We start from the raw sequence: 22,101 nt of genomic DNA on the forward strand, positions 1-22,101 counted from the left end.
TTCTTCCTGGTTTCGAGCCCGAGTACTGGCTATATACGTGGAGAAGTGGACAGCCGCAAGAAGCCGGCCAGGTCGGGCATCTCGTCTGGAGACGGGGGGAGGTATTCGCTCAGTAGGGGTGAGCGGATGATGATCGCCTTCCACATGGCGCGGCACAGGGCCGCGTGAATCAGTGCTCGGGACAACAGGAATGGCATTCCGTAGGGGGCGTCGGCGGGGCTGGATGTGGTCATCGACAGCAGGACAACGGCGGCCTCTCGGCCGCGGAATCGGTCCGGGGTGCCGACGAGCACGTCCTCGATCTTGGCTCGGGCCAGCAGTGTTCGAATCTGGCCGACCTGCGCCGCGTATGGCGCGACCACGAAGATGTCGTGCGGATGTAGCCGACGGGTCATCGCGCCGATGGTCCAGTTCATGGCGAGCAGCGCGCGCACCCGGCGGACCACTTCGCGTGCCTCGGCGGTGGATTCGGTGGCATTGCCGTGATGGGGGACCAGAACGGTACTCACGCCAGCTGGTTCGCCGTCGAGTTCCCTTGCGAGCGTGACTGTTTCATTGGCACGCAGCCGTCCGTCGTAATACAGCCGGGAGATCGGATCGCAGACACTCGGATGCATCCGCCAGGTCCGGTCCAGGAAGTAGCCGCGTTCGCCGGGCAGCGTGTGCCGCCCCTCGGCGAGCCAGCCGAGCACCGATTCGCCGACCGGCTCCGGATGCGCGCTGTGCGTGGCCGGTGGCACGGGATCGCCGAGCAGCAACAGGTTTCGCGCGCTGACCCCGACCGCCACGGCGTCGGCCAGCGGGAACCGGCCGGCGTCGGCGATCACCAGCAGATCGAGCCCCTCCCGCGCCACCATTTCCTCGTTCGCGAAATCCGTTGGGGTGCCGCCGAGTACACACCCGCTGATGGCGTTGTCCAGGAAACGCGCGTACCGGGAGGCATCGATGACGACCCATTCCGGCGCCACCGACTCGACATCCTTCTTCGCGACAAGCTCCGGCAGCACGCCGACCCGCACGACCGCGTCGAGCAGGTTCTCCACGGTCGAATGCGTCTGTCCGACAATGCCGATCCGCCACTTGTGCCTGGTGACCAGGCGCTCGAGCACCCGTGCCGCGGTGGAGGTCTTGCCGGTGCCCGACGGGCCCTGCACGGCGAGGTAGGAGTGGTCGAGTTCGCGCATCGCGGCGGTGATCGCGGCGGCGTGGTCGCCGTGCACCTCGGGCAGCGCGGCACCGGTGCGCAGCCGGGGCGGGCGGCGGGCGAGCAGGTCGAACACGGCGCCCCTCGGGATCTCCGGGAGCGCGACAAGCAGCTGCTGGGCGGCGAATTCGACCGCGGTCTCGGCATTCCAGTCCCAGGCGGGTAGGCCGGGTGCGATCGCGGTCGGTAGCTCGTCGTAGGGCTCGCAGCCGTCCGGCAGCAGTTCTTCCAGACGGACCGCATCGTCGAATTCGGTGTCCACCGAGCAGCCGAGCACGGTGGCGATCGCGGTGGCGCGCCGCCCGACGGCGGTGACCATTCCCGCCGCCGCGGGCCGATCGTAGAAGGTGTAGACGGTGGCGCCCGGTGTGAGCACGGTGGCGGGTCCGGGCCCGCCAGCACTCCAACTCGAACCGATCCGGCCGGTCAGTGTGAGATAGCGGCGCATGGTCGGGCGGTCCGGACTGCGATGCCACTTGGTGTCGACGGTGCCCCATTCGGCGACCAGAACCCCTGGCGCGTCGGCCCATTCGTCGACCGGATGACTGAGCCGATCGACATGCGCCCACCACAGCGGCTGCCGTTCGCGCCGGTGATAGCCGAGCGCCGCGGCCATCATGGCGGCGGCGTGGCGCGGTTCGTCCTGTGCCGCCGCGTATTCGGCGAGCGCCGCCTCGAACGAGGACGGCCGCGAGGGCGGGATGGGCTCCAGTTCGTCGGGACCGGTCACCTGACACCAGGATCCGGCCCGTTCCAGGGTGACCGCCTGCGGGTCGATGCGCTGCTCGGCGGCCCGGTCGAGCAGCCAGTCCCGCAATCGCAGCACGGTCAGGCAATCCCGTTCGGCGGCAGGCGAATGCGCAGCGCCTGGCAGCAGCCGCGCCAGCCGGTTCAACCGGTAGGAGCGTTCGCCGACGATCAACGCGTTGCGCACGATCGGATACAGATCGACCAGCACGCCGTCGCACAGCAGCTCGTCCACGATCTCCTCGCCGACGCCGGTGCTGCCGGTGCAGTGCAGCAGCGCGCTGCGCACCGCGGCGGTGTAGTGGTAGACGTGCATATCCGGATACATCCGTCGCCGCTGCGCGAGATAGTCGAGCACCTCCTCCAGCGCGCGCCGCTGCCCGGCCGCCTCGCTGCCCGGCTCGCCGTCGGTGCCGAACGGTCCGCGGAAGGTCAGGTGCACGGTGCCCGGTCCGCCGACGTCGACGGCTAGCGGGGTGCGCCCGCCACCATCAACGGTGAGCGAGAGGTCGCCGGGGGAGGGTGGCGGCAGTGCGCCGAGTGCGATCGGGTCGATCAGGGTGTGCGTCGGCAGGCCGGAATCCTCCCGGCGCAGCTGGATTTCGGCTTGGCGGCGCAGCGCGGTGAAGGTCCGTGGCGGCACGCCACGCACGGTGCTCTCGGTGCTGGCCAGTCGGTCGATGGTGCTCACGCCCGCCTCGCGGAGCCTGGCCCTGGTGGTGGTCGGCATGCCGGCGACGAGCAGCAGATCACGCGCGGCCGCCGACGCCGTCGTGCAGGTACCGCAGCGCCCGCAGGCGAGATAGCGCGGATCGCCCCACTGCACGGGTAGCAGCTCGCTCAGCTTCTCGTCCAGGATGCGTTCGACTCTGCGCCTGCGCGCCCGGTACACCGGGATCAGATCGCTCAGCGCGAACGCGGTGTTGTCCGCGCCGAGATGCAGCCGGATCAGCGGACCGGTCAGCGATCCGCTGTGGTCCACCGCGTCGGCGCAGGCGGCGAGTTCCAGTGCGGTGCCGACCCGGTCGGGCTTGCTGTGCGCGGTGCCGTGCACGGTGTAGCGCACCCGATGACCAGCACGCACCAGGAAATCGCAGGAGCAGTCGAACGCGCCGTCGAAGAAGGTGGCGCCGTGGATCACGTGCGCCCCGGCCCGCAGCGCCGCGACGGTCTCCGCGTGCGCGGCCGTCAGCGCGGCGATCAGCGCCTCTGGGCTGTCCGACTTGTGCTGCGGCCGTTGGATCTCCACCATCGAGCTGCCGAACCGGTCGCGAAAGTCGCTGATCCGGCGATCGCGCGAGTCGTCGAACCAGGTGCGCGGCCGCGGCGCCCATTCGGCGGTGGTCTCCGGATCCGCTGTGACGGTGCCGAGTTCGGTATCGAGGGCGCGAAGCAGCGCGAATTCACAGCGCGCCGCGCGCACGAGGTCGACGGCGGAGCAGACGACACGATCACCGAACACGAACAAACGCGGCCCTCCTGTGTCTTGCGGGACACCCGCACCCGATCGGCGACGACGAACGGGCTGCGCCATTGTCGCCTATCGACGCCCCGGGTCGCTGCGGGACACCCGCACCCATTCGGCATCGATGAGCAGGCTGCGCCATTGTCGCTCATCACGTCTCGAGTTTTCGCGGGACACCCGCTGCCGTCAGCACTAATTACGCACGGACGGCAACACTGTAGCTAGTGCCCCGCTGACCTCGGAGTACCCTCCCCGGTTCAGGAGCGCGGTTTACGCCGCTCCGGCCGCTTCGCCGGAGCGCCCTCGCGGCGCGGGCCGCGAGTGAACGAGCGCTGTCCCGGCGGACCCTGGTCCGGTGTCAGCTGGATGAGCACGCCGCTGATCCTGGTGCGCCGCAACGCTTCCAGCGTCTCCGGGGGTAGGTCCGCTGGCAGTTCGACCAGGCTGTGGTCGGGCCGGATGCTGATGTGCCCGAAGTCGCTGCGGCGCAGGCCGCCCTCGTTGGCGATGGCGCCGACGATCGCGCCGGGCACAACGCGGTGCCGCTTGCCGACGCTGATCCGGTAGGTGGCCAGCTCGGTGCCGTTGGCGCGACTGTGCTGACCGAAACCGCTCCGATCATCGTCGCCCTCGAACCGGCGCGGGCGATCCGGACGCTCGCGGCGTTCGCGCACCGGCTCCGGCGGTTCGGGCTGCATCAGGAAGTTGTCGCCGTCGCGCGAGAGCACGGCCAGCGCGGCCGCGATGTCGACGAGCGGAATGTCGTGCTCGCGTTCGTAATCCTCGATGAGCCTGCGGAACAGCGCCAGGTTCGACGAGGTCAGGCTCTCGGTGATGTCGTCGCCGAACTTGGCGACGCGCTGCGCGTTGACGTCGTCGACGCTCGGCAGCTGCATCTCTTCCAGGGGATGCCTGGTGGCCCGCTCGATCGACTTGAGCAGGTGGCGTTCGCGCGGCGCGACGAACAGCAGCGCCTCACCGCTGCGCCCGGCCCGGCCGGTGCGGCCGATGCGGTGCACGTAGGACTCGGTGTCGTGCGGAATGTCGTAGTTGACCACATGCGAGATGCGGTCGACGTCGAGGCCGCGCGCGGCGACGTCGGTGGCGACCAGGATGTCGAGCGCGCCGGACTTGAGCTGTCCGATGGTGCGCTCACGCTGGTTCTGCGCGATGTCGCCGTTGATGGCCGCCGCGGAAAAGCCCCTGGCGCGCAGCTTTTCGGCCAGCTCCTCGGTCGCCTGCTTGGTGCGAACGAAGATGATCATCGCCTCGAACGACTCGACCTCGAGCACTCTGGTCAGCGCGTCAAGCTTGCGCTGATGCGAGACCTGCACCCAGCGCTGGGTGATGTTGGTCGCGGTGGAGGTCTTCGACTTGACCGTGATCTCGACCGGATTGTTCAGGTACTGCTTGGAGATCTTGCGGATCACCGCGGGCATGGTCGCCGAGAACAGCGCGACCTGCTTGGTGGACGGGGTGTCCTTGAGGATGCGCTCGACGTCCTCCTGGAAGCCCATCTTCAGCATCTCGTCGGCCTCGTCCAGCACCAGATACTTCAGCTGCGACAGGTCGAGCGTGCCCTTCTCCAGGTGATCGATCACCCGGCCCGGCGTGCCGACCACCACGTGCGCGCCGCGGCGAAGGCCGGACAGCTGCACGCCGTAGGCCTGGCCGCCGTAGATCGGCAGCACGTGCAGCCCGGGGATATGCGTGGCGTAGCGACCGAACGCCTCGGCCACCTGGATCGCGAGCTCGCGGGTCGGCGCGAGCACCAGGGCCTGCGGGAGTTTGCCGGAGGTCTCCAGACCCATCAGGATCGGGATCGCGAACGCCGCGGTCTTGCCGGTGCCGGTCTGCGCGAGGCCGACCACATCGGCGCCGCTGAGCAGTGGCGGAATCGTCGCGGCCTGGATCGGCGACGGCGACTCATAGCCCACATCGGCGATGGCCGCGAGGATGCGGTCATCGATCCCGAGATCGGCGAAGGTCGGGCCGTCGTTGTCCCTGTCGTTGTCGCCAGGAACGCTGTCGACCTGATTGGTACTCATTGACCAGGAGTTTACTGCCTCGTGCTGGTCTGCTCGGCCACCGCCCCAATACGGTGAGACGTATGCAACTGGATAGCTCCGAAACGAATCAGACCCCAGCACCCGACGAGCTGGACGTGGCGGTCGTTCAGTTCGCCCCGGGAACCGATCCGACGGCCAACCTTTCCGCGCTGCGCGAGCACGTGCGTAGCGCGCGTGATCGCGGCGCGCGCGTGGTCGTCGCGCCGGAATACTCGATGTTTGCCGTCACCCGGCTCGACGAGCGCGTCGTCGCCGTCGCCGAACCGCTGACCGGGCCGTTCGTCACCGGACTCGGCGCGATCGCCCGCGAATTCGGCGTGTATCTGGTCGCCGGAATCGTGGAGCGGGTTGCCTCGGGGGGTGACCGGATCCACAACACGCTCGTCGTCCTCGGGCCGGACGGGAACCTCGTCACGGTGTATCGGAAGGTGCACCTCTACGACGCCTTCGGCTTCCTCGAATCGGAGGTTGTCGCGGCGGGCGTGATCGAGCCGGCGGCCACCTTCACTGTGGCGGACGTGACATTCGGTTTACAGACCTGCTTCGATCTGCGCTTCCCGGAGGGCATCCGTCGAGTGGCCGCCGCGGGCGCCCAGGTGCTGGTGTTGCCGGCCCAGTGGATTCCCGGCCCGGCCAAGGTCGATCAGTGGACGACACTGCTGCGCGCCCGCGCCATCGAGAACACCGTTTATGTGGCTGCCGCCGACCAGGCCGCGCCGCGCGGGGCCGGCGCGTCGATGATCATCGATCCGACCGGTGCCGTGCTCGCCGAACTCGGCGATGAACCAGGCGTGCTCACCGCCGGAATCGACCTCGCGCAGCTGGCCGAGGTGCGCCGCACCAATCCGAGCCTCGCGTTGCGGCGATTCGAGATCGCCGAGCGGGCATAGCCAGCGCGGCACGAAGCGATCAGGCGTAGCGTTTTGATGGATGATCTACACCGATCGGACATCGGCCGGGCGCGCGCTCGCCACGCATTTGACGGACCTGCGCGCGACACATCCGGTGCTGCTCGGCCTACCGCGCGGCGGGGTTCCGGTGGCCGCCGGGGTGCGCGAGATCATCGGCGGTGACCTCGACATCCTGCTGGTCCGCAAGCTCGGCGTGCCGTGGCAGCCGGAGCTGGCGATGGGTGCCATCGGCGAGGACGGTGTGCGGGTGCTCAACTCGGATGTGTTGTCGCACATCGGGATAACCCCGCAGGAGTTCGCCGAGATCGAAGACGTCGAGCGGGTCGAGCTCGACCGGCGCCGGATGGTGTGGCGCGGCGACGCGAAACCGATTCCGTTGGACGGGCGCACCGTGGTGATCGTGGACGACGGAATGGCGACCGGCGCGACGGTCGTGGTCGCCTGCCGCGTCGCCCGCCTGCACCAGCCGATCCGGATCGTGGTCGCCGTGCCCGTCTCCTCCGCCGAAGCGTTGCGCAGGGTCGCCGCCGAGGCCGACCAGGTCGTCTGCCCGCTGATCCCGCGCACCCTCGGCGGGGTCGGCACCGCCTATGAAGACTTCCACCAGCTGGCAGACGACGAGGTCACCACCCTCCTCGCCTAACCGGCCGCACGCCTGCCGACTTCCCGCACTTGGAATCGCATGCGAATCCCGGTGCGAGACATCAGAAAGTTTGTCAGACCTCGGTGATGCCTTTGCGGTGGCGTTGCGCGAGTTCGGCATAGAAGCCGGGGTTGAGCTGGATCCACTGCTGGGCCTGCGTGCCTTCGATGGGGCGCTTCACCACGGCGGGGGAGCCAGCGGCGAGCACACCGTCGGGGATTTCGGTGCCCGGCTGGACCAGCGAGTGCGCGGCGACCATCGTGCCCGCACCGATCTTCGCCATGTCGAGCACCGTGGTTCCGTTGCCGACAATGGCTTCCGCGCCGACCGACGCGCCGTGGAACACCACGCTGTGCGCGATGGTCGCGCCGGGCCCGATCTCCATCGGCACACCCGGCGGCACGTGCAGCACCGCGTTGTCCTGGATGTTGGCGCGTTCGCGAATGGTGATCGGTGCCAGGTCCGCGCGCAGCACCGCGCCGTACCAGATCGAGGCGCCCGCTTCGACCCGCACGTCGCCGATCAGGGTCGCGGTCGGCGCGATGAACGCGGTCGGATCGACTTGCGGCCGTTTGCCTTCGAATTCATAGAGGGGCATTCGTACACCGTAACGCCGCACGGTGGTTCGAGATCGGCGCGACCGCTCCTCGCGAGCGGGCGCGACTACCAGCGGTCGGCGTAGGAACTGGTGCGCTCGGCCGCAGTGACCATCGGGCGCAGCTGCGCGATGAAACCGTGGGCGGTCACCGGAACGATGTCGACATCGGTGCCGGTGCGCACCGAATAGCGGCCGTCGTCGAGCACGTCGATCCAGCAGAGCACCCCGAACGGGCGCAGGTCGCCATCGCCGCGGCGGGCGGACACCACGATCTGGCCGATGCCGTCCCTCGGCTGCCGCAGCAGTCTGCGGATGCGGGCGGGTACCGTCGGCCCGGCGACCGGAACGGTGACCAGGTCGCGGCTGTCCTCGCCGACCTTGGCCAGCGGCGCGGTCAGCCGGGGCGTTGTCCCAGGTGCCCGCTCCGGCAGCATCGAAACGACCCGCGCCGTCAGGCTTTTCACACTGCCGACGAACAGCCGGATGTCACCGCCGCGATCCGCGGTCGCGCCTGGTCGCTGCGCGGCGACCACCGCGACATTGCCCGCGGCGGCGCCGAGCACCCGCACCGGCCGGACCGCGTCCGGCGCACTGTCGCGCTCGCCGTACACCTCGATCCGCAGCTCCGGCGCGCCGAGCACGCGCAGCGCGGCCTCCAAGTCGGCGTCGAGCACCCGGTCGCACCAACTGTGCAATGCCGGTAGTTGCGTGTCCCGCTCATCGGTGTCGCGCGCGGACAATCGGACGGCAAGCGGATACGGGATCCGATCGCCGTCCGTGCGCGCCCACGCCAGCGCGAACTGGTCCGGGGTCAGCGTCCAATTCACTCCAGCTCGGTCCACTCGCCGAGCACCGGCGGCGTGGTCGGATCGATGGCACCGATCAGCTCGCCGTTGTCGTCGGCCGGTTCGAGGTAGGTCGGCATGTCGTCGAAGTGGAAGTCGTCCTCGTCCTCGTCGTCCTCGAAACGCGGTGCGCGGGCGGTCGCCGCGTTGGCGGCGACGCTCGAGCCTTGCCGCGGTGTGTCGCCGACGGCCATCGCCCCGCCCATCAGGCCGCCCATCGCGCCCGCGCCGAGCCCGGTGGCCGCGTCGCCGCCGCTGTCCTTGCGGCGATCGTCGCGCTTGCGCGGCTCCTCGGGTGCGGCCGCGCTCGCGGTGCCCGGTGTGGTCGGCACGATCTGCTGTGCCGCCGCAGCGGTCGTGGTACTCGGTGCGGTTGCCGCGGTCGAGGCGGGCGCGGTGTGCTGCGGTTGGGCCGCGGCCGTTGCCAATGACAGCGGAGAATCCACCGCGGCCGTGGTGACCCGCGATGGTGGCGGTGCCGAGGGACTTCCGGCGCTCGCATCGGCGACCCCGCTCGCCGCGGCAACCGTGGCGGGTGCGGTTTCGTCGTGCTGCTTGTCGGCGACCTGTTCCTCGGCCGGTGTGTCGGCAGCAGGTGCGTCGGCAGCAGGTGCGTCGACGGGCTGCGCCGCGGTCGAGAGCGTCTGCGGGGGAACCGCTTGCGCGACGGGCGTTCCCGCGTCCGGGCCGGGTCCGGCAACCTTGCTGACCGGTGTTCCGTCAGGAGTGGTCGGCGCGTCGCCGAACTGCTCGTCCAGGAATGCGGGCACGTCGGTACCGGTCGGGATGAACACACCGGTGTAGACGTCGTTCATCGTGCGCACGATGTCCTGGCGGGTGTGCTCGGTCGACTTCTGGTCGGCGACATTGCTGGTGGCCTGTGTCGGATCCAGCAGCGCGGCACCGAGGTCTGGGGTCTTCCCGGACGGCGCGGACACCGCCGTCCGCAGCGCCTCCGCCGCGTCGCCCGCCTGACCGAGTCGTTGCGAGACGACCGCGAGCACGTCGGCGAGGTCCTGCCCGGTCTGCTCGAACGCCTGCACAACGTCGGCCGCGCGCTGTGCCGCGCTGCCACGCCAGCCGTCGGCGATGGCGGCGCGAATCTCGATGTGCGCCTGGGAGACCGCGTCGGCGAGCCCGGCCGCCGCGTCGCCCCAGGCCTGCTGCCCGCCGGTGAGCACGGCGGGCTGCAGCAGCTGGACCTTGTCGTGGATCTCCTGGTGGTTCATGTTGTCGAAGACCTCGACGGTCGGCGCGTACGGCGGGTCGTTGCGCCGTTGCCGCGTCCGTCCCGGCGTGTGCGGCAATTTACGCATGGCCCGCTCCGTCCGCGTCGATCCGGCCGACGGCCGACGCCAGCACGTGATCGGCGCGCCGGTACGCCGACCCGGCGGCCCGGAAGGTGAGGGCGAGTTCCCTGGCGGCTTCGGCGTATTCCCAGAGCCGGGTGAGCGCGCCGTGTGCCTTGGTCTCGAAGCCGGCGCGCAGCGCGTCACCGGAGGCGAATCCGCCGAACCCAGGTAGCGAGGAGGCGGCGTTGAGCGAGCGGATCTGATCCTCGATCTGATTGGCCAGCTGCTCGTAGCGGCGCGCGCATCGTTCGTGCACCCCGCCGGCCACCAGCACGCGGTCGATCCACAGCTCGCCATCGCTGACCGCGGTGTGCAGCGCGGCGGCGCTGACACCGGGTGCGGTGAAATCCGACAGATCCGGGCTCGCGACCCCGTTGGCGTTCTCGTTTGCTGGCACCTCGACGTCCCCCTTCCTCATCTCTGAGCGATGCTCAGTTCACGGGCGCCGTGCCAACCCCACGACGACACCCTGCATCCAATCCGCGATGTCGGCAGCGACCCGCGCGTGCACCGGCTCGTGCAGTAGATCGTGCCCGGCATCGGCGTACTCGCGTAAATCTACCGATTCGTGGCGCTGAGTCCATACCCTCACCGCATCAATCGGTGCGCGCCGGTCCTCGACGCCATGCACCGCGAGGATCGGAAGGTTACGCGGCAGTGGTGTTCCGGCGGCGTTCGGCGTGCCCCCGCCGAGTGCCCGCTTCGGTACGCCGGACAGCACCATGCCGGTCAGCGCGTCCGCCGCAATGGCGGGCCGCAGCGGGTAGGAACGTGCCAGAGCGGTGGCATCCGATGGCCCATCGCCCGATTCCGGTTCCGCCGCGCCGAACATGCTGAGCGCGGTGACCGCGCCGAGCGAATGGCCCATCAGGATCAGCGGCGGTTGCGGTGCGATGTCGAACAGCATCAGCGCGTCCGCGACCAACTCGGCCAGGGTGCCGGGGTTGCGATGATCGCCCTCGCTGAGCCCCTGCCCCGAGGTGTCGAGCGCCCACGTCTCGATGTCGGCGGCCTTCATCGTCCTGGCGAAGCGGTGATAGTGGCCGCTGTGCTGACCCATCCCCGGTAGCAGAAGCACTGTCGCGACGCTGTTTTCGACCGGCCACCGCCGATAGTGCATCCGGCCCCGCGCGCCGTCGAAAAAGGGCATGTCCTGATCTTGCCAAAGATTTTGTCGCTCAGGGGGCTTCACGAGGTGTCCGGCCAGCCGCGGCACCGTCTTCGCCCCGGCCCTGGTCGGTGTGCGGACGGACTACTTCTGTCTAGGTGGCTAGACTGCCAGCCGATTGCAGTACCGGCTTGCCGAGACCTCGAGGTGCCCGTTGAGAAGACTCCTTCGCCCAGGCTCCTTGCTGTGGCCCGCCGCACTCGTCGTCCTGGCGTGCACCGCACCCGTTGCCGCCGCCGACTCGGTCACCGCCGCGTCGCCGATCGCCGCGTGTGCGCCCGCGCTCGTCGGTACCGCGGTACCCGCCGGAATACCGGTGCTCGACTGGTCGGAGAACGTCGGCTACGACGCGCAGGGCAACCTGTGGGTGTCCCGGATCTACCGCAACGTGGTGCAGCGCTACGACCGTTCGGGCGCGCTGACCGCGACCGTTCCTGTCGAGTTCCCCGGCGCCGTCCGTAGTGGACCGGACGGGCTGCTCTATGTCGTGTACGGCGATTCACCCACCAGCGCGGTACGACCCGGCGGCGTCGTCCGCTTCGATCCGGCGGCCGAGGACCCGAAGCCCGAGGTCTTCGTCTCCGGCTTCGCGATGCCCAATGGCGCCGCCTTCGATGCGAGCGGCACGCTCTACGTCGCCGCGATGTCCGGCGTGATCCGGGTGCGGACGGACGGCAGCATCGACACCGCCTGGACCGAACAGGCGGCCAAGACCGGCGCCAATGGCATAGTCGCGCACGGTGATTCGCTTTACGTGACCGCGAACGGCATCCCGTTCGGCCGGATCCTCCGTATCGCGATCGATAACCCGAGCCAGCAGACGGTGGTCGCGGATCTCTCCTCGGTCCTGCCCGGCGTGCCGGATTTCGCCGACGATCTGCTCATCGATGCCGACGGCATCCTGTACGTGACTACGCTTTCGGGCCAGCTCGTCCGCGTCGATCCGGCCACCGGTGGCGCCTGCGCGGTGCTGACCGGTCAGCCGTTGACGTCGGTCGTCGCCACACCGGGACGACCGAACGAGCTGCTTGCCGGTACCGAGAGCGGCGACGTCCTGCGAGTTCAGTTGCCCCGCTGAGCTTCCGGACCGCCGACGGCGCGCGCGACGCGGGTGGACACCGTACGCAGCTGGCGGAGCAGTTCCGGCGGTTCGTGCACCTCGAAATCGACACCGAGGGCAATCAGCCGGTGCGCCAACCACTCCGGCGAGTCGTCGCGGAGAGTGTCAAGGCGGCAGGTGTTTTCATCGATCGCGACGAGGTCGCCTGGTTCGTCGCCGAGCCGACCGGCGATCCGTTTCGCCGATGCGTGAATCGTGACGGAGAGCCGGAAAGTCGGTGTTCCCCAGTCGGTTCGGCGTCCGGCCACATACGCGGCAGGATCGGCGGCGGGTAGTTCGCGCGGGGTGAAGCGGGCGGCGGTCGGCTGCGGACGTGCGATGCGATCGACCCGGTAGACGCGCCAGTCGGTGCGATCTACGTCGTAGCCGACGAGATACCAGCGGTGTCGGGACGGCGTGAGCCCGACGGGTTCGGCATGCCGACGGGATTCCGCGCCACCACCGTCTCGATACGTGAAACGCACTCGCTCCCTGTTGGTTACGGCGGCGGCCAGCGCCGTCAGCACCTCCGGATCGACCAGCGGACCCGTATCGGTGGGCAGCGCGAGCGCGGTACCGAGCACACGTACCCTTCTGCGCAGCTTCGCGGGCAGCACCTGCTCCACCTTGGTGAGCGCGCGCACCGATGCCTCCTCGATGCCAGCGACCGCGTAGCCCGCCGCGGCACGCAGGCCCACCGCGATGGCGACCGCCTCGTCGTCCTCGACCAGCAGCGGCGGCATCGCGGACCCGGCTACCAGCCGATAGCCGCCCGCCGCCCCCATCGTCGCCTCGACCGGATAGCCGAGTTCGCGCAGCCGATCGATATCGCGGCGCACCGTGCGGTCGGTGACGCCGAGTCGTTCGGCCAGTTCGCTGCCCGGCCATTCGCGCGGAGTCTGCAGCAGGGACAGCAGTCGCAGCAGCCGGGCGGGGGTGTCGTTCATGATTGTCAGAATTACAGATAACTAGGACATAGATGGTCCTAGATGGTTCCTAACGTGGTGCGCAGATCGAAAGTCCGACCCGAAGGAGTCACGATGACCGACAACCGCACCGCCGTTCGCCCGTTCCGCATCGACATCGCGCAGGCGGACCTCGATGACCTGCACGACCGGTTGCGCCGCACCCGCTGGTCGCCGCAACTGCCGGGTCCGGCTCGGGACCGCGGCGTCCCGGTCGACTACCTGCGCGAGCTCGCCGCGTACTGGCGGACCGAATTCGACTGGCGCGCACAGGAAGCGGCGCTGAACGAGTTCCCGCAGTTTCGCACCGAAATCGACGGCCTCGACGTGCATTTCGTACATGTGCGCTCGCCGGAGCCGGACGCGGTGCCGCTGATCCTGACCCACGGCTGGCCGAACACCTTCGTCGAATTCAGCAAAACCATCGGCCTGCTCGCCGATCCACGCACGCACGGTCTCGACCCGGCGCAGGCCTTCCACGTCGTCGTGCCGTCGGTGCCCGGCTTCGCGTTCTCGGAGGCGCCGCACGAGAGGGGGATGACGCCGCGTCGCGTCGCCGAGATGTGGCTCGTGCTGATGGAACGGCTCGGCTACCACCGATTCGGCGCCCAGGGCGGCGATCTCGGTGCCTACGTCGCGCCCGAAATGGCCATCGCGGCACCGGATCGCGTGCTCGGCGTGCACATCGACGGCGGCATCGGCATGCCGAGCGCGGCCGACGTGCCGACCATGACACCGGACGAGCGCGCCGAATGGGATCAGATGCAGAAGTGGATGACCGGCGTGAACCACCACACGCTGTTGCACGCCGCCCCGCAGACCTTCGCGTACGGGTGGACCGACTCCCCGGTCGGCCTGCTCGGTTGGCTGATGCACAAGTTCGACGAATTCGCCCCGCTCGCGGACCGAGCCGAGGACGTCATCGACCGTGACCACCTGCTGACCAACATCAGCCTGTACTGGTTCACCAATACGGCGGCCACCTCATCGTGGCCGATGTACAACGGCCTCGGCGACAACGGATTCGCCTGGCCCAAGGGGCAAAAGCTGGTTCCAACGGGCGTTTACAGCGGTGGTTCGGCGCTGATGCTGCGACTTGCCAAGCGCGACAACGACATCGTGCACTGGCCGACGGGCAACACCGGCAATCACTTCGTGCCGATGGAACGTCCGCGGCCGCACGTGGCCGACATTCGTGCTTTCTTCGCCAAGATCGGCTGAATCAGGCTGTACGGCACCGTCATCCGTGGCGGTGCCGTCGAATCAGGGTGTCGGCTTGGTGAACTCGCCGTGCACGGCCGCACCTGCGGGTGCGCTGGGGGCGCTCGGCGTCGACGGCGCGGGGGCCGGCGCCGGAGCGGGCTCGGGTGCAGGGGGAGCGACGGGTGCTACGGGTGCCGGAGCCGCGGGTGCCGGGGCGGGCGCGGGCTTCTCGGCGGGCGGCTGCGGCGCCGGGCCGATCTCCGTCCCATTGGGTCCAGGCGCGACCAGCCCCGGGGCATTGGTGTTCGACGGCTTCGGCTGATTGACCGGCTGGTCCGGCACCATGAACGTGCCGACGGTCGGCGTCATCAAGCAGTGCGCGAACGGGTAGTCGATGATGCCCCACATCGAGGCGATCACCGTGCCCGGCCCGCTGTTCACCGTCTTGGACAGCGACGGAAGCCCGTACTCGGTCATGTCGTCGAGCGAATCGATCCCGCTGGCACCGTTGTTGATGTTCACCCAGGCCACGACGAGGCCAGAGGCCAGCGGCGTGCCGGTGTGCGCGGGGGCCGCGCTGAACCGCAGCGTGCCCGGCGCGACATTGAGGTCCTGGTTCTCGCCGACCCCGTCGGTGGTCGCGGCCGCGATGATCGTGGTGATCGGCCCGATGCTGCCGCAGCCGAAAGTCGGTGCGGCGTAAGCGAACGGGGTGAACGCGCTGGTGACGTGGCGCAGTCCGGCCACGTCGGCGAGCTTGGTGTAGTCGGTCAGCGCGCCGACACCCGCCTGCACGGTCGGGTCGGCACCCGCGGTCTCGGTGAGGTGCGCGAGCCCGGTGTCCAGCGGTGACGGTTCGGGATCGGCGGCCGCCGTGCCACCCAGAGTCAGCGCAACGCCGATGCCGAGAGCTGTCACGGCCGAAGTGGCGCGTGCGATGGTCCTGCCGTTCACTCGAACTCCTCGATACGCAAAGTCTCGGGGTCCCCAACCCACGTGCAGCAACGTACCAGTTCGCCTGGAATATCGCCCAGGTAGCGCCGCTGTTCACCCAGAGTTGCCGCCCGCGAGCGTGTCCTAACTGTGTGACGCACTCGACAGTAGAGGATTACCGGAGGGTAGGTTGGACTCGGACGTACGAGACACAGACGGAGCTGCGTATGAAAATAAGCCTGTCCCCCGATGAAGTCGCGTTTCGCGACGAACTGCGAAACATCTATCGGACCGAGATCCCCGCTGACATCCGCGAGCGCGCGAAGTACGGCCACGAGCTGTCCCGCGCCGACTACGTCACCTCGCATCAGACCCTCAACGCGCACGGTCTCGCGGTGCCGAACTGGCCCGTCGAGTGGGGTGGCAAGGACTGGACCCCGATGCAGCGCCACATCTGGCAGGACGAGATGCAGCTGGCCTCGGTGCCCGAGCCGCTCACGTTCAACGCGCAGATGGTCGGCCCGGTGATCGCGCACTTCGGCTCCCAGGAGCTCAAGCAGCGCTTCCTGCCGCCCACCGCCGCGCTCGACATCTGGTGGTGCCAAGGCTTTTCCGAGCCCGACGCGGGGTCCGACCTTGCCTCGCTGCGCACCACCGCGGTGCGCGACGGCGACTCCTACATCGTCAACGGCCAGAAGATCTGGACCACCCTTGCCCAGTACGCGGACTGGATCTTCTGCCTGGTGCGCACCGATCCGAGCGCGGCGAAGAAGCAGGCGGGCATCTCGTTCCTGCTGTTCGACGTGAAGTCGCCCGGCGTCACCATCCGCCCGATCAAGCTGATCGACGGCGGCTACGAGGTGAACGAGGTGTTCTTCGAAAACGTCCGCGTCCCCGCCGATCAGCTGGTCGGCGAGGAGAACATGGGCTGGACCTACGCCAAGTTCCTGCTCGGCAACGAGCGCACCGGCATCACCGGTGTCGGCCGCACCAAGGTCAAGCTCGGCATCGCGAAAGAGTTTGCGGCGCAGACGAAATCGGGTGACGGCACGCTGCTGACCGATCCGCTGTTCGCGGCGCGGGTCGCCGAACTGGAGAACGAGCTGCTCGCGCTGGAACTCACCCAGCTGCGCGTGGTCTCCAATTCCACCGACGGCAAGCCGAATCCGGCGTCCTCGGTGCTGAAGTTGCGTGGCTCGGAGTTGCAGCAGGCCGCCACCGAGCTGCTCGTGGATATCGCGGGCCAGGACGCGCTGCCGGTCGGCGCCGACGAGATCGCTTCGCCCGGTTGGGCGCAGCGCAGCGGCCCCGGCTACCTGAACTACCGCAAGACAACCATCTACGGAGGCTCCAGCGAGGTGCAGCGCACCATCATCGCCTCCACGATCCTCGGATTGTGAGGCGCCGCCATGGATTTCGATCTCACCGATGAACAGGAAATGCTGCGGGACACGGTTCGTGACCTGCTCGCCCGCAATTACGACCCCGAGACCAGGTTGAAGGTGACCGACACCGAACTCGGCTGGAGCCGCGAGGTGTGGCAGCAGCTCGCCGAACTCGGCGTGCTCGGACTGACTTTCACCGAGGAGGACGGCGGCGTCGGCGCCGGTCCGGTGGAGACGATGGTCGTGCTGGAGGAGGTGGGGCGCAGGCTGGCACCGGAGCCGATCCTGGACGCGGTGCTGGTACCCGGCGCGCTGATCACCCTGGCCGGCAGCACCGAACAGCGCCGGCGGGTGCTGCCCGAGGTCGCGGCGGGCACCAAGCTGCTCGCCTTCGCCCATACCGAGCCCGGGGTGCGCTGGCCGTCCACCGAACTCGCCACCACCGCTGTGCCGCAGGGTGATTCGTACGCGCTGACCGGCATCAAGAACCCGGTCGTGCACGGCGACTGTGCCGATGAACTCGTGGTCAGCGCGCAGCTGCCCGGCGGCGGGACCGGGCTGTTCCTGGTCGCCGCCGATGCCGAGGGCGTGACCCGCAAGTCCTACCGCACGGTGGATGGCCAGCGTGGCGCGCAGCTCGAATTCGAACGGGCCGCGGCCGAACTACTCGGCGGCGATGTCGATGCGGCCGAGGCGATTCGGTCCGCGCTGGTGCAGGCGCAGGCGAGCCTGTGCGCGGAATCCGTCGGCGCGATGGCGGAGGCGCTGCGGTTGACCACCGATTATCTGAAGCAGCGCAAGCAGTTCGGGGTCACCCTGTCGAAGTTCCAGGCGCTCACGCACCGGGCCGCCGACATGTACGTCTCGCTGGAACTGGCGCGCAGCATGAGCCTCTACGCCACCGCGGCCGTCGCCGACGGTGCCGTCGATCCGCATATCGCGTCGAGGGCCCGGCTCCAGGTCGGCCGCTCGGCGCGGCACATCGGTCAGGAAGCCATCCAGATGCACGGCGGCATCGGTGTCACCGCCGAGTATCCGGTCGGGCACTACGTGGCCAGGCTGACCGCGATCGAGCGGACCCTGGGCGGCGGGCTGGAGCACCTGCGGGTGCTCAGTGCGAAGGTCGGCGAGTACGCGCTGCCCGAGCTGTAACCCCTTGCGGTGGTGCGTGATCCACGCACCACCGCGGGCTACTCGTCGTCGGTGGCCAGCCCCGAGGACGGGCTGCCGTACGGGTGCGTTGACGGATCGTCCGGTGTCGTCGTTGTCGGCCTCGGCCTGGTCGTCGGGCGGGTGGTGGTCGGCCGCGTCGTCGAAGGCTCGGTCGTGGGTGATTCCGTCGTGGTTGCCGGTGGCCTGACGTCCTCGGAGGGGCCTTCGTGCGGCGGATTCCCGTGCGGCGGGATTGCCGGTGTCTCTTCCGGCGGCGGCGTCTCGCCCGGTGTGGTGGTGCTGAATCCGGTGAACGGCGTCGCCTGTGGCGCCTGATAGGGCGCGATCTGCCAGGTCGGCGACGGCGGGATCGACACCTTCGGCGCCGTCACGCTCGCTCCCTCGTGCTGCGCGACCGGCGCGACGTACGGGTCCGACTGCAACGGCGGGGGCGCGACGTAGGTGTCGTGCTTGCCGAGTCCGCAGGCGCCGATGAGGACGAGCCCAACGGAGATCGCGCCTGCGGCGATCGCCGGACCTGCGATCTTGGTCCTGGTGCTCTCCATCGGTGATCACTCCTGCTGCGGTTCGAGTCGGCATCACCTTACTCGAGCGCGGTCCACCGGGCCAGGCGAAGCGGTCGCCAGCGGTGCGTCGATCAGGCGCGTTTAAAATATCCGCAATTCAGATATCGAATTGATCTCTTCGGCGTGTCGTGGGCACGTGTCGCTGTCATACGGCCGGGCATGGTCGTAGCGTGTGAGCAAAGTTACGCGTGAGACGCCTGTACCCAGATGAGAGAAGCGTTGTGTGATGAACGCGGCATTGGTTCTCTGATCGGCGTCATCGAGGAGTAGATGATGGGAGCTTACTCGACAGCGTCGCAGCGGGAGTCGTCCGCAGCCGCCAAGGATGCGGTGTCGGCTACTTCGCAGCATCTCGTGTCGAACAAGTCAGCGCGCTCGCTGTCCACGATCATGTCGCGGACCTTCGCCTGGCTTTTCTTCGTCGGTGGAATCGTCGGGGCTGTCCTCGGCATTGCCGGCTTACACGTCGAAATCACCGTCGCCGGACTGATTCTCGCGTGCACCGCAGGGCTGATCCTGCTCAAACTCCGCACAGGTGGCAGCGGCGGCAACGAAACGGATTGACGCCGAACCCAACTGACGCCATTGGCCGAAACCACTACTGGTCGGTCGGTCGCCGAGTGATCGTGGCTGGTCACTGAAAAACTCGGGCGCGCAACGTTTCAGCCGCCTACCGTGATGATCATGAGGATCGAGATCACCACGGACGCGGCCGAGTTCCGCTCGCGCACCGAGTCTTTCCTGCTCCGTGATCCGTTGCGGCACACCGTGATCACCACGAGCATCGCCAATCATGTCGAGGACATCCAGACCCCCGACGGATCCGCGCGATTCTTATCGCTACACGCCGACGACGCGTCCGTGGTCGGCGTCGGCATGCGAGTGCCGGGCCGGGACATGTACCTCGGTGAGCTGCCCGACGACAGCGCGGGCGCGGTGGCCGACGCGCTGGCCGAGGTGGCCCCGGAAAGCACCGGGGTGGAAGGGATCATGGCCGACGCCACCGCGTTCGCCGAGCGCTGGAGCGATCGTTTCGGCGTCGGCTATCGGCCGTCCTACACCACCCGGCTGTACCGGCTCGGCGCGTTGCGTGCCCCCGATGTGCCCGGGAAAGCCCGCCAGGCAACGGAATCCGACCTCGCGCTGTGTGTCGAATTCGCCGAGGCGATGCGCGGCGAGGCCGGGATCGCGCAGTCCGGACTTCCGGCCATCCGCAACCGGGTCGCGGCGGGCCACATGTGGTTCTGGGAGCGCGACGGTCGTCCGACAAGCTTTGCCGCCCACCAGATCCCGGTACACGGCTGGTCCCGCATCGGCCTCGTCTACACACCGCCGCAGGTGCGCGGCCACGGCTACGCCAGCGCCATCACCGCCCACCTCGCGCAAGTCCTGCGCGCGGACGGCCTGGACGTGTGCCTGTTCGCCGACAACGCCAACCGCACCACCGGCAAGATCTACCAGGCCATCGGCTTCCACCCGACCCACGAATTCGTGCACCACGCCTTCGGTTAGGCGTATTCCGGCCGCGACAACTCAGTTCAGCGGTGCCGAGCGCCACCAGCGCAGGGTCTGGTCGCTGGAGCCGGACCCGTCGGTGTACATCAGGTACTGGGCGCGGTCCGGATCACCGGTGAAGGCGGTGACGATCTTCGGGCCGCCGGCATCGAATTTGTAGTTGGTGTAGGACTTTCCGCCGTTGGAGTCCGTGGATTTGGTGTTGGCGGGCAGCGTCTTCAGTGCCGCCTGCGCGTCGGCGGCGGTCTTGTAGACGTAGATGCGGTAGAGCGGATCGGCGTTGTCGCCGCCGCCATAGCAGCGCCACTGCCAGCCCCATGCGCCGAAATCCGGTTCGCCGGAGCTCGGCGTCGGCGTGTAGCTGGGGTCGGTGTCCCAGCATTTCGCGCCGTTGTAGCCGACCTGGTCGGACTTGGTCGCGGGCACCATGCGCGGGAATTCGGCACTGATCGAGTCCGCGGTCGCGGCAACGGCGGCGCCGGACCCGGGCCGGGACGAGGTGGTTGTCGTGCTGCCCGAGGACGAGGAGCCAGAATCGCTCACCGCGCCGATGATGGCCAGCGTCACCAGGATCAGCACCACCACCGCCACACAGATGCCGATGATGAGGCCGACGTGCGATTTCTTGGGCGGTCGAGCGGTGCCGCCGATCGGCGGTGGGGCGAAGTTGTTGTATCCGGACTGCGGCCCCGAGTTGTAGCCGGAGTGTGGGCCCGAGTACGGAGTGGTCGGCCCGGTCCCGCGCGGCTGTTGCGCCACCGATGCCGGCGTCGGGAATCCCGATCCCGCAAGGTAATTCGGACCACTGCTCGGCTGACCCCGACCCTGCTGCGCTGGATAGGGCGCACCGGCCGGGGTTGGCGGTCCGGTGTTCGGCCTCGGTCCGGTGTTCGGCCGTGGTCCGGACACCGGCGTCGGCGGCGCGGTGAACGGCCGAGGCCCGCCGACCACCGGCATCGACGGCACGCTGCGATTGGTGAGCGCGTGCCTGGCGGCCTCGGCGAAATCGGCGCAGCTGGGATACCTGTCGTCGGGTCGCTTCGCCATCGCCCTTGCCAGCACGCTGTCCAGCGCGTACGGCAGGCCCTGGCGGTGGCTGCTCAATGCGGGCGGCGCGCCCTGCAAATGACCTTGGATCACCGCCGCGGGGTTGGTCGCGGGAAAAGGACCGGAGCCGGTGAACAACCAGAACAGCGAGCATGCCAGCGAATACTGATCGGACCGATGGTCGAGGGACGAGCCGGTGAGCTGTTCGGGCGACGCGTAAGCCAGTGTGGCGGTGAAGGTTCCGGTCTGCGTGAGATGGCCGGTGTCGTCCCGGAAGCGGGCGATGCCGAAGTCGGTGAGGTACACCCGTTCGCCGCGGCCACCGCCGGAGCGGGCAAGCAGGATGTTGGCTGGCTTCACGTCGCGATGCAGCACGCCGATGTCGTGCGCGTAGTCGAGGGCGTCCCCGGTTTCCTTGATGATCTGCACGGCGCGCTCGGGCGGCAGCGCCTGCGGTTGCACCGACGCGGCGTCGATACCGTCGATGTACTGCATGGAGATCCACAGCTGCTCGTCGTCGAGCCCACGGTCGTAGACCGTGACGATATTCGGGTGATCGAGTTGGGCGACCAGATCCGCCTCCCGTTCGAACCGCGCCCGCACCTCCTTGTCGAAGAACATCTCCCTGTTCAGCAGCTTCAACGCGGTCAGCCGCGGCAGCCGAGGATGTTTCGCCAGGTAGACCGAACCCATGCCACCGCGACCCAGTTGCCGCTCGATGACATAACCGGCGAAAACGTCACCGCTGGCCAGCATGTCTGCTCCACTTCCCGCCGCCCGCCGGGACCCACCGACGAACTGGCGTACAGCATAAGTACGCGCGATCAGGCACGGGCCGGACCACGGAAAACATCGAAACCATAGCAGTTGTCCCTGCACCGACGGCCGCCCAGCGAAAGCGGGGTAATGCCAGCGACATTCGATAGCGAACAGCTATTGGCGGAGGCCGTGCGTCCGGTGGTGGCTGCTGCCGTTTGGGGTGCCGAGCCGGGACGCCTAGGCAGATCCGGCAGCTCGATCGTGCCGGGTCGGACGGTTCCACGCGGCGGCAGAAAGGTCGGTGGCGGAACCGGCGCGTACAGATGACTGTTGAGGACGGACGCCGGATGCACGCCGGGATAGGGCGCGTTGCCGGTCCGCAACATGGTGTTCACCCCCGTCTTCGGGTCGAGCGCGCGGATACTACCGATGTATCTCGCGGGGCCGACACGAT

General features: G+C 68.7%; 19 protein-coding genes. 8 read left to right on the plus strand and 11 right to left on the minus strand.

Annotation, left to right across the window (positions count from 1 at the left end; genetic code table 11):
* Nucleotides 1-29 precede the first annotated feature (29 nt).
* Nucleotides 30-3,413 (minus strand): AAA domain-containing protein, encoded by a 3,384-nt coding sequence (locus OG203_RS32975; RefSeq protein WP_405161129.1) that lies wholly within the window; start codon nt 3,411-3,413, stop codon nt 30-32.
* A gap of 260 nt (nt 3,414-3,673) precedes the next feature.
* A complete protein-coding gene (locus tag OG203_RS32980) occupies nt 3,674-5,464 on the minus strand; it encodes a DEAD/DEAH box helicase (RefSeq protein WP_405161130.1) in 1,791 nt (596 codons plus the stop codon).
* 62 nt (nt 5,465-5,526) lie between these two features.
* On the opposite strand from OG203_RS32980, the gene OG203_RS32985 reads away from it, so the two are divergent.
* Both OG203_RS32985 and OG203_RS32990 read left to right on the plus strand, forming a co-directional pair.
* A complete protein-coding gene (locus OG203_RS32985) occupies nt 5,527-6,375 on the plus strand; it encodes a carbon-nitrogen hydrolase family protein (RefSeq protein WP_405161131.1) in 849 nt (282 codons plus the stop codon).
* Nucleotides 6,376-6,415: 40 nt separating this feature from the next.
* Nucleotides 6,416-7,039 (plus strand): phosphoribosyltransferase, encoded by a 624-nt coding sequence (locus OG203_RS32990; protein WP_405161132.1) that lies wholly within the window; start codon nt 6,416-6,418, stop codon nt 7,037-7,039.
* A 73-nt stretch (nt 7,040-7,112) separates the two neighbouring features.
* Here the strand turns inward: OG203_RS32990 and OG203_RS32995 are convergent, their stop codons facing one another.
* The 5 genes from OG203_RS32995 to OG203_RS33015 all read right to left on the minus strand — a co-directional run bounded on the left by OG203_RS32995 (nt 7,113) and on the right by OG203_RS33015 (nt 10,984).
* Nucleotides 7,113-7,637: a gamma carbonic anhydrase family protein gene (locus OG203_RS32995; protein WP_405161133.1), complete on the minus strand. Its 525-nt coding sequence runs from the start codon at nt 7,635-7,637 to the stop codon at nt 7,113-7,115.
* A gap of 65 nt (nt 7,638-7,702) precedes the next feature.
* Nucleotides 7,703-8,464: an ESX secretion-associated protein EspG gene (locus OG203_RS33000; RefSeq protein ID WP_405161134.1), complete on the minus strand. Its 762-nt coding sequence runs from the start codon at nt 8,462-8,464 to the stop codon at nt 7,703-7,705.
* Complete coding sequence (locus OG203_RS33005; RefSeq protein WP_405161135.1) at nt 8,461-9,798, minus strand: WXG100 family type VII secretion target; 1,338 nt, start codon at nt 9,796-9,798, stop codon at nt 8,461-8,463. Before OG203_RS33005 ends, OG203_RS33000 begins: the two co-directional genes overlap by 4 nt.
* Nucleotides 9,791-10,252, minus strand: a complete 462-nt coding sequence (locus tag OG203_RS33010; RefSeq protein WP_405161136.1) for a hypothetical protein — start codon at nt 10,250-10,252, stop codon at nt 9,791-9,793. Before OG203_RS33010 ends, OG203_RS33005 begins: the two co-directional genes overlap by 8 nt.
* 18 nt (nt 10,253-10,270) lie before the next feature.
* Nucleotides 10,271-10,984 (minus strand): alpha/beta hydrolase, encoded by a 714-nt coding sequence (locus tag OG203_RS33015; RefSeq protein ID WP_405161137.1) that lies wholly within the window; start codon nt 10,982-10,984, stop codon nt 10,271-10,273.
* 172 nt (nt 10,985-11,156) lie between these two features.
* Here OG203_RS33015 and OG203_RS33020 point away from each other — a divergent pair, with 172 nt between their 5' ends.
* Nucleotides 11,157-12,080 carry an SMP-30/gluconolactonase/LRE family protein gene (locus OG203_RS33020; protein WP_405161138.1) on the plus strand — a complete coding sequence of 308 codons (924 nt, stop codon included), beginning with the start codon at nt 11,157-11,159 and terminating at the stop codon, nt 12,078-12,080.
* On the opposite strand, the gene OG203_RS33025 is transcribed toward OG203_RS33020, so the two are convergent.
* Nucleotides 12,065-13,048 carry a helix-turn-helix transcriptional regulator gene (locus OG203_RS33025; RefSeq protein ID WP_405161139.1) on the minus strand — a complete coding sequence of 328 codons (984 nt, stop codon included), beginning with the start codon at nt 13,046-13,048 and terminating at the stop codon, nt 12,065-12,067. The genes OG203_RS33020 and OG203_RS33025 overlap by 16 nt on opposite strands.
* Nucleotides 13,049-13,141: 93 nt before the next feature.
* Here OG203_RS33025 and OG203_RS33030 point away from each other — a divergent pair, with 93 nt between their 5' ends.
* Entirely contained in the window at nt 13,142-14,287 is a 1,146-nt protein-coding gene (locus OG203_RS33030) for an epoxide hydrolase family protein (protein ID WP_405161140.1), read from the plus strand.
* Nucleotides 14,288-14,329: 42 nt separating this feature from the next.
* Here OG203_RS33030 and OG203_RS33035 read toward each other — a convergent pair whose 3' ends face one another.
* On the minus strand, nt 14,330-15,223 hold the full coding sequence (locus OG203_RS33035) for a hypothetical protein (RefSeq protein ID WP_405161141.1): 894 nt from the start codon (nt 15,221-15,223) through the stop codon (nt 14,330-14,332).
* Between the two features lie 206 nt (nt 15,224-15,429).
* Here OG203_RS33035 and OG203_RS33040 point away from each other — a divergent pair, with 206 nt between their 5' ends.
* Both OG203_RS33040 and OG203_RS33045 read left to right on the plus strand, forming a co-directional pair.
* Nucleotides 15,430-16,602, plus strand: a complete 1,173-nt coding sequence (locus OG203_RS33040; RefSeq protein WP_405161142.1) for an acyl-CoA dehydrogenase family protein — start codon at nt 15,430-15,432, stop codon at nt 16,600-16,602.
* A gap of 9 nt (nt 16,603-16,611) precedes the next feature.
* Nucleotides 16,612-17,739: an acyl-CoA dehydrogenase family protein gene (locus OG203_RS33045; protein ID WP_405161143.1), complete on the plus strand. Its 1,128-nt coding sequence runs from the start codon at nt 16,612-16,614 to the stop codon at nt 17,737-17,739.
* 38 nt (nt 17,740-17,777) lie between these two features.
* Here OG203_RS33045 and OG203_RS33050 read toward each other — a convergent pair whose 3' ends face one another.
* The gene (locus OG203_RS33050) at nt 17,778-18,305 is read right to left on the minus strand and encodes a hypothetical protein (RefSeq protein WP_405161144.1); all 528 of its coding nucleotides are present in this window, start codon (nt 18,303-18,305) and stop codon (nt 17,778-17,780) included.
* Between the two features lie 294 nt (nt 18,306-18,599).
* Between OG203_RS33050 and OG203_RS33055 the strand changes: the two genes are divergently transcribed.
* Together OG203_RS33055 and OG203_RS33060 are read left to right on the plus strand one after the other, a co-directional pair.
* Complete coding sequence (locus tag OG203_RS33055) at nt 18,600-18,890, plus strand: hypothetical protein (protein WP_405161145.1); 291 nt, start codon at nt 18,600-18,602, stop codon at nt 18,888-18,890.
* Between the two features lie 120 nt (nt 18,891-19,010).
* Entirely contained in the window at nt 19,011-19,838 is an 828-nt protein-coding gene (locus OG203_RS33060; RefSeq protein ID WP_405161146.1) for a GNAT family N-acetyltransferase, read from the plus strand.
* 21 nt (nt 19,839-19,859) lie between these two features.
* Here OG203_RS33060 and OG203_RS33065 read toward each other — a convergent pair whose 3' ends face one another.
* Nucleotides 19,860-21,644, minus strand: coding sequence for a protein kinase domain-containing protein (locus tag OG203_RS33065; protein ID WP_405161147.1), 1,785 nt, complete (start codon nt 21,642-21,644; stop codon nt 19,860-19,862).
* Nucleotides 21,645-22,101 lie beyond the last annotated feature (457 nt).

This window comes from Nocardia sp. NBC_01499, assembly GCF_045040275.1.
Taxonomy (GTDB): Bacteria; Actinomycetota; Actinomycetes; order Mycobacteriales; family Mycobacteriaceae; genus Nocardia.

Bases quoted from the DNA above. Each gene is read 5' to 3' on its own strand.
- OG203_RS33045 (WP_405161143.1), top strand. From the start codon at position 16,612: ATGGATTTCGATCTCACCGATGAACAGGAAATGCTGCGGGACACGGTT.
- OG203_RS33050 (WP_405161144.1), bottom strand. From the start codon at position 18,305: ATGGAGAGCACCAGGACCAAGATCGCAGGTCCGGCGATCGCCGCAGGC.
- OG203_RS33065 (WP_405161147.1), bottom strand. From the start codon at position 21,644: ATGCTGGCCAGCGGTGACGTTTTCGCCGGTTATGTCATCGAGCGGCAA.
- OG203_RS33040 (WP_405161142.1), top strand. From the start codon at position 15,430: ATGAAAATAAGCCTGTCCCCCGATGAAGTCGCGTTTCGCGACGAACTG.
- OG203_RS33025 (WP_405161139.1), bottom strand. From the start codon at position 13,048: ATGAACGACACCCCCGCCCGGCTGCTGCGACTGCTGTCCCTGCTGCAG.
- OG203_RS33015 (WP_405161137.1), bottom strand. From the start codon at position 10,984: ATGCCCTTTTTCGACGGCGCGCGGGGCCGGATGCACTATCGGCGGTGG.
- OG203_RS32990 (WP_405161132.1), top strand. From the start codon at position 6,416: ATGATCTACACCGATCGGACATCGGCCGGGCGCGCGCTCGCCACGCAT.
- OG203_RS33010 (WP_405161136.1), bottom strand. From the start codon at position 10,252: ATGAGGAAGGGGGACGTCGAGGTGCCAGCAAACGAGAACGCCAACGGG.
- OG203_RS32985 (WP_405161131.1), top strand. From the start codon at position 5,527: ATGCAACTGGATAGCTCCGAAACGAATCAGACCCCAGCACCCGACGAG.
- OG203_RS32980 (WP_405161130.1), bottom strand. From the start codon at position 5,464: ATGAGTACCAATCAGGTCGACAGCGTTCCTGGCGACAACGACAGGGAC.
- OG203_RS33030 (WP_405161140.1), top strand. From the start codon at position 13,142: ATGACCGACAACCGCACCGCCGTTCGCCCGTTCCGCATCGACATCGCG.
- OG203_RS33055 (WP_405161145.1), top strand. From the start codon at position 18,600: ATGGGAGCTTACTCGACAGCGTCGCAGCGGGAGTCGTCCGCAGCCGCC.
- OG203_RS32995 (WP_405161133.1), bottom strand. From the start codon at position 7,637: ATGCCCCTCTATGAATTCGAAGGCAAACGGCCGCAAGTCGATCCGACC.
- OG203_RS33060 (WP_405161146.1), top strand. From the start codon at position 19,011: ATGAGGATCGAGATCACCACGGACGCGGCCGAGTTCCGCTCGCGCACC.
- OG203_RS33005 (WP_405161135.1), bottom strand. From the start codon at position 9,798: ATGCGTAAATTGCCGCACACGCCGGGACGGACGCGGCAACGGCGCAAC.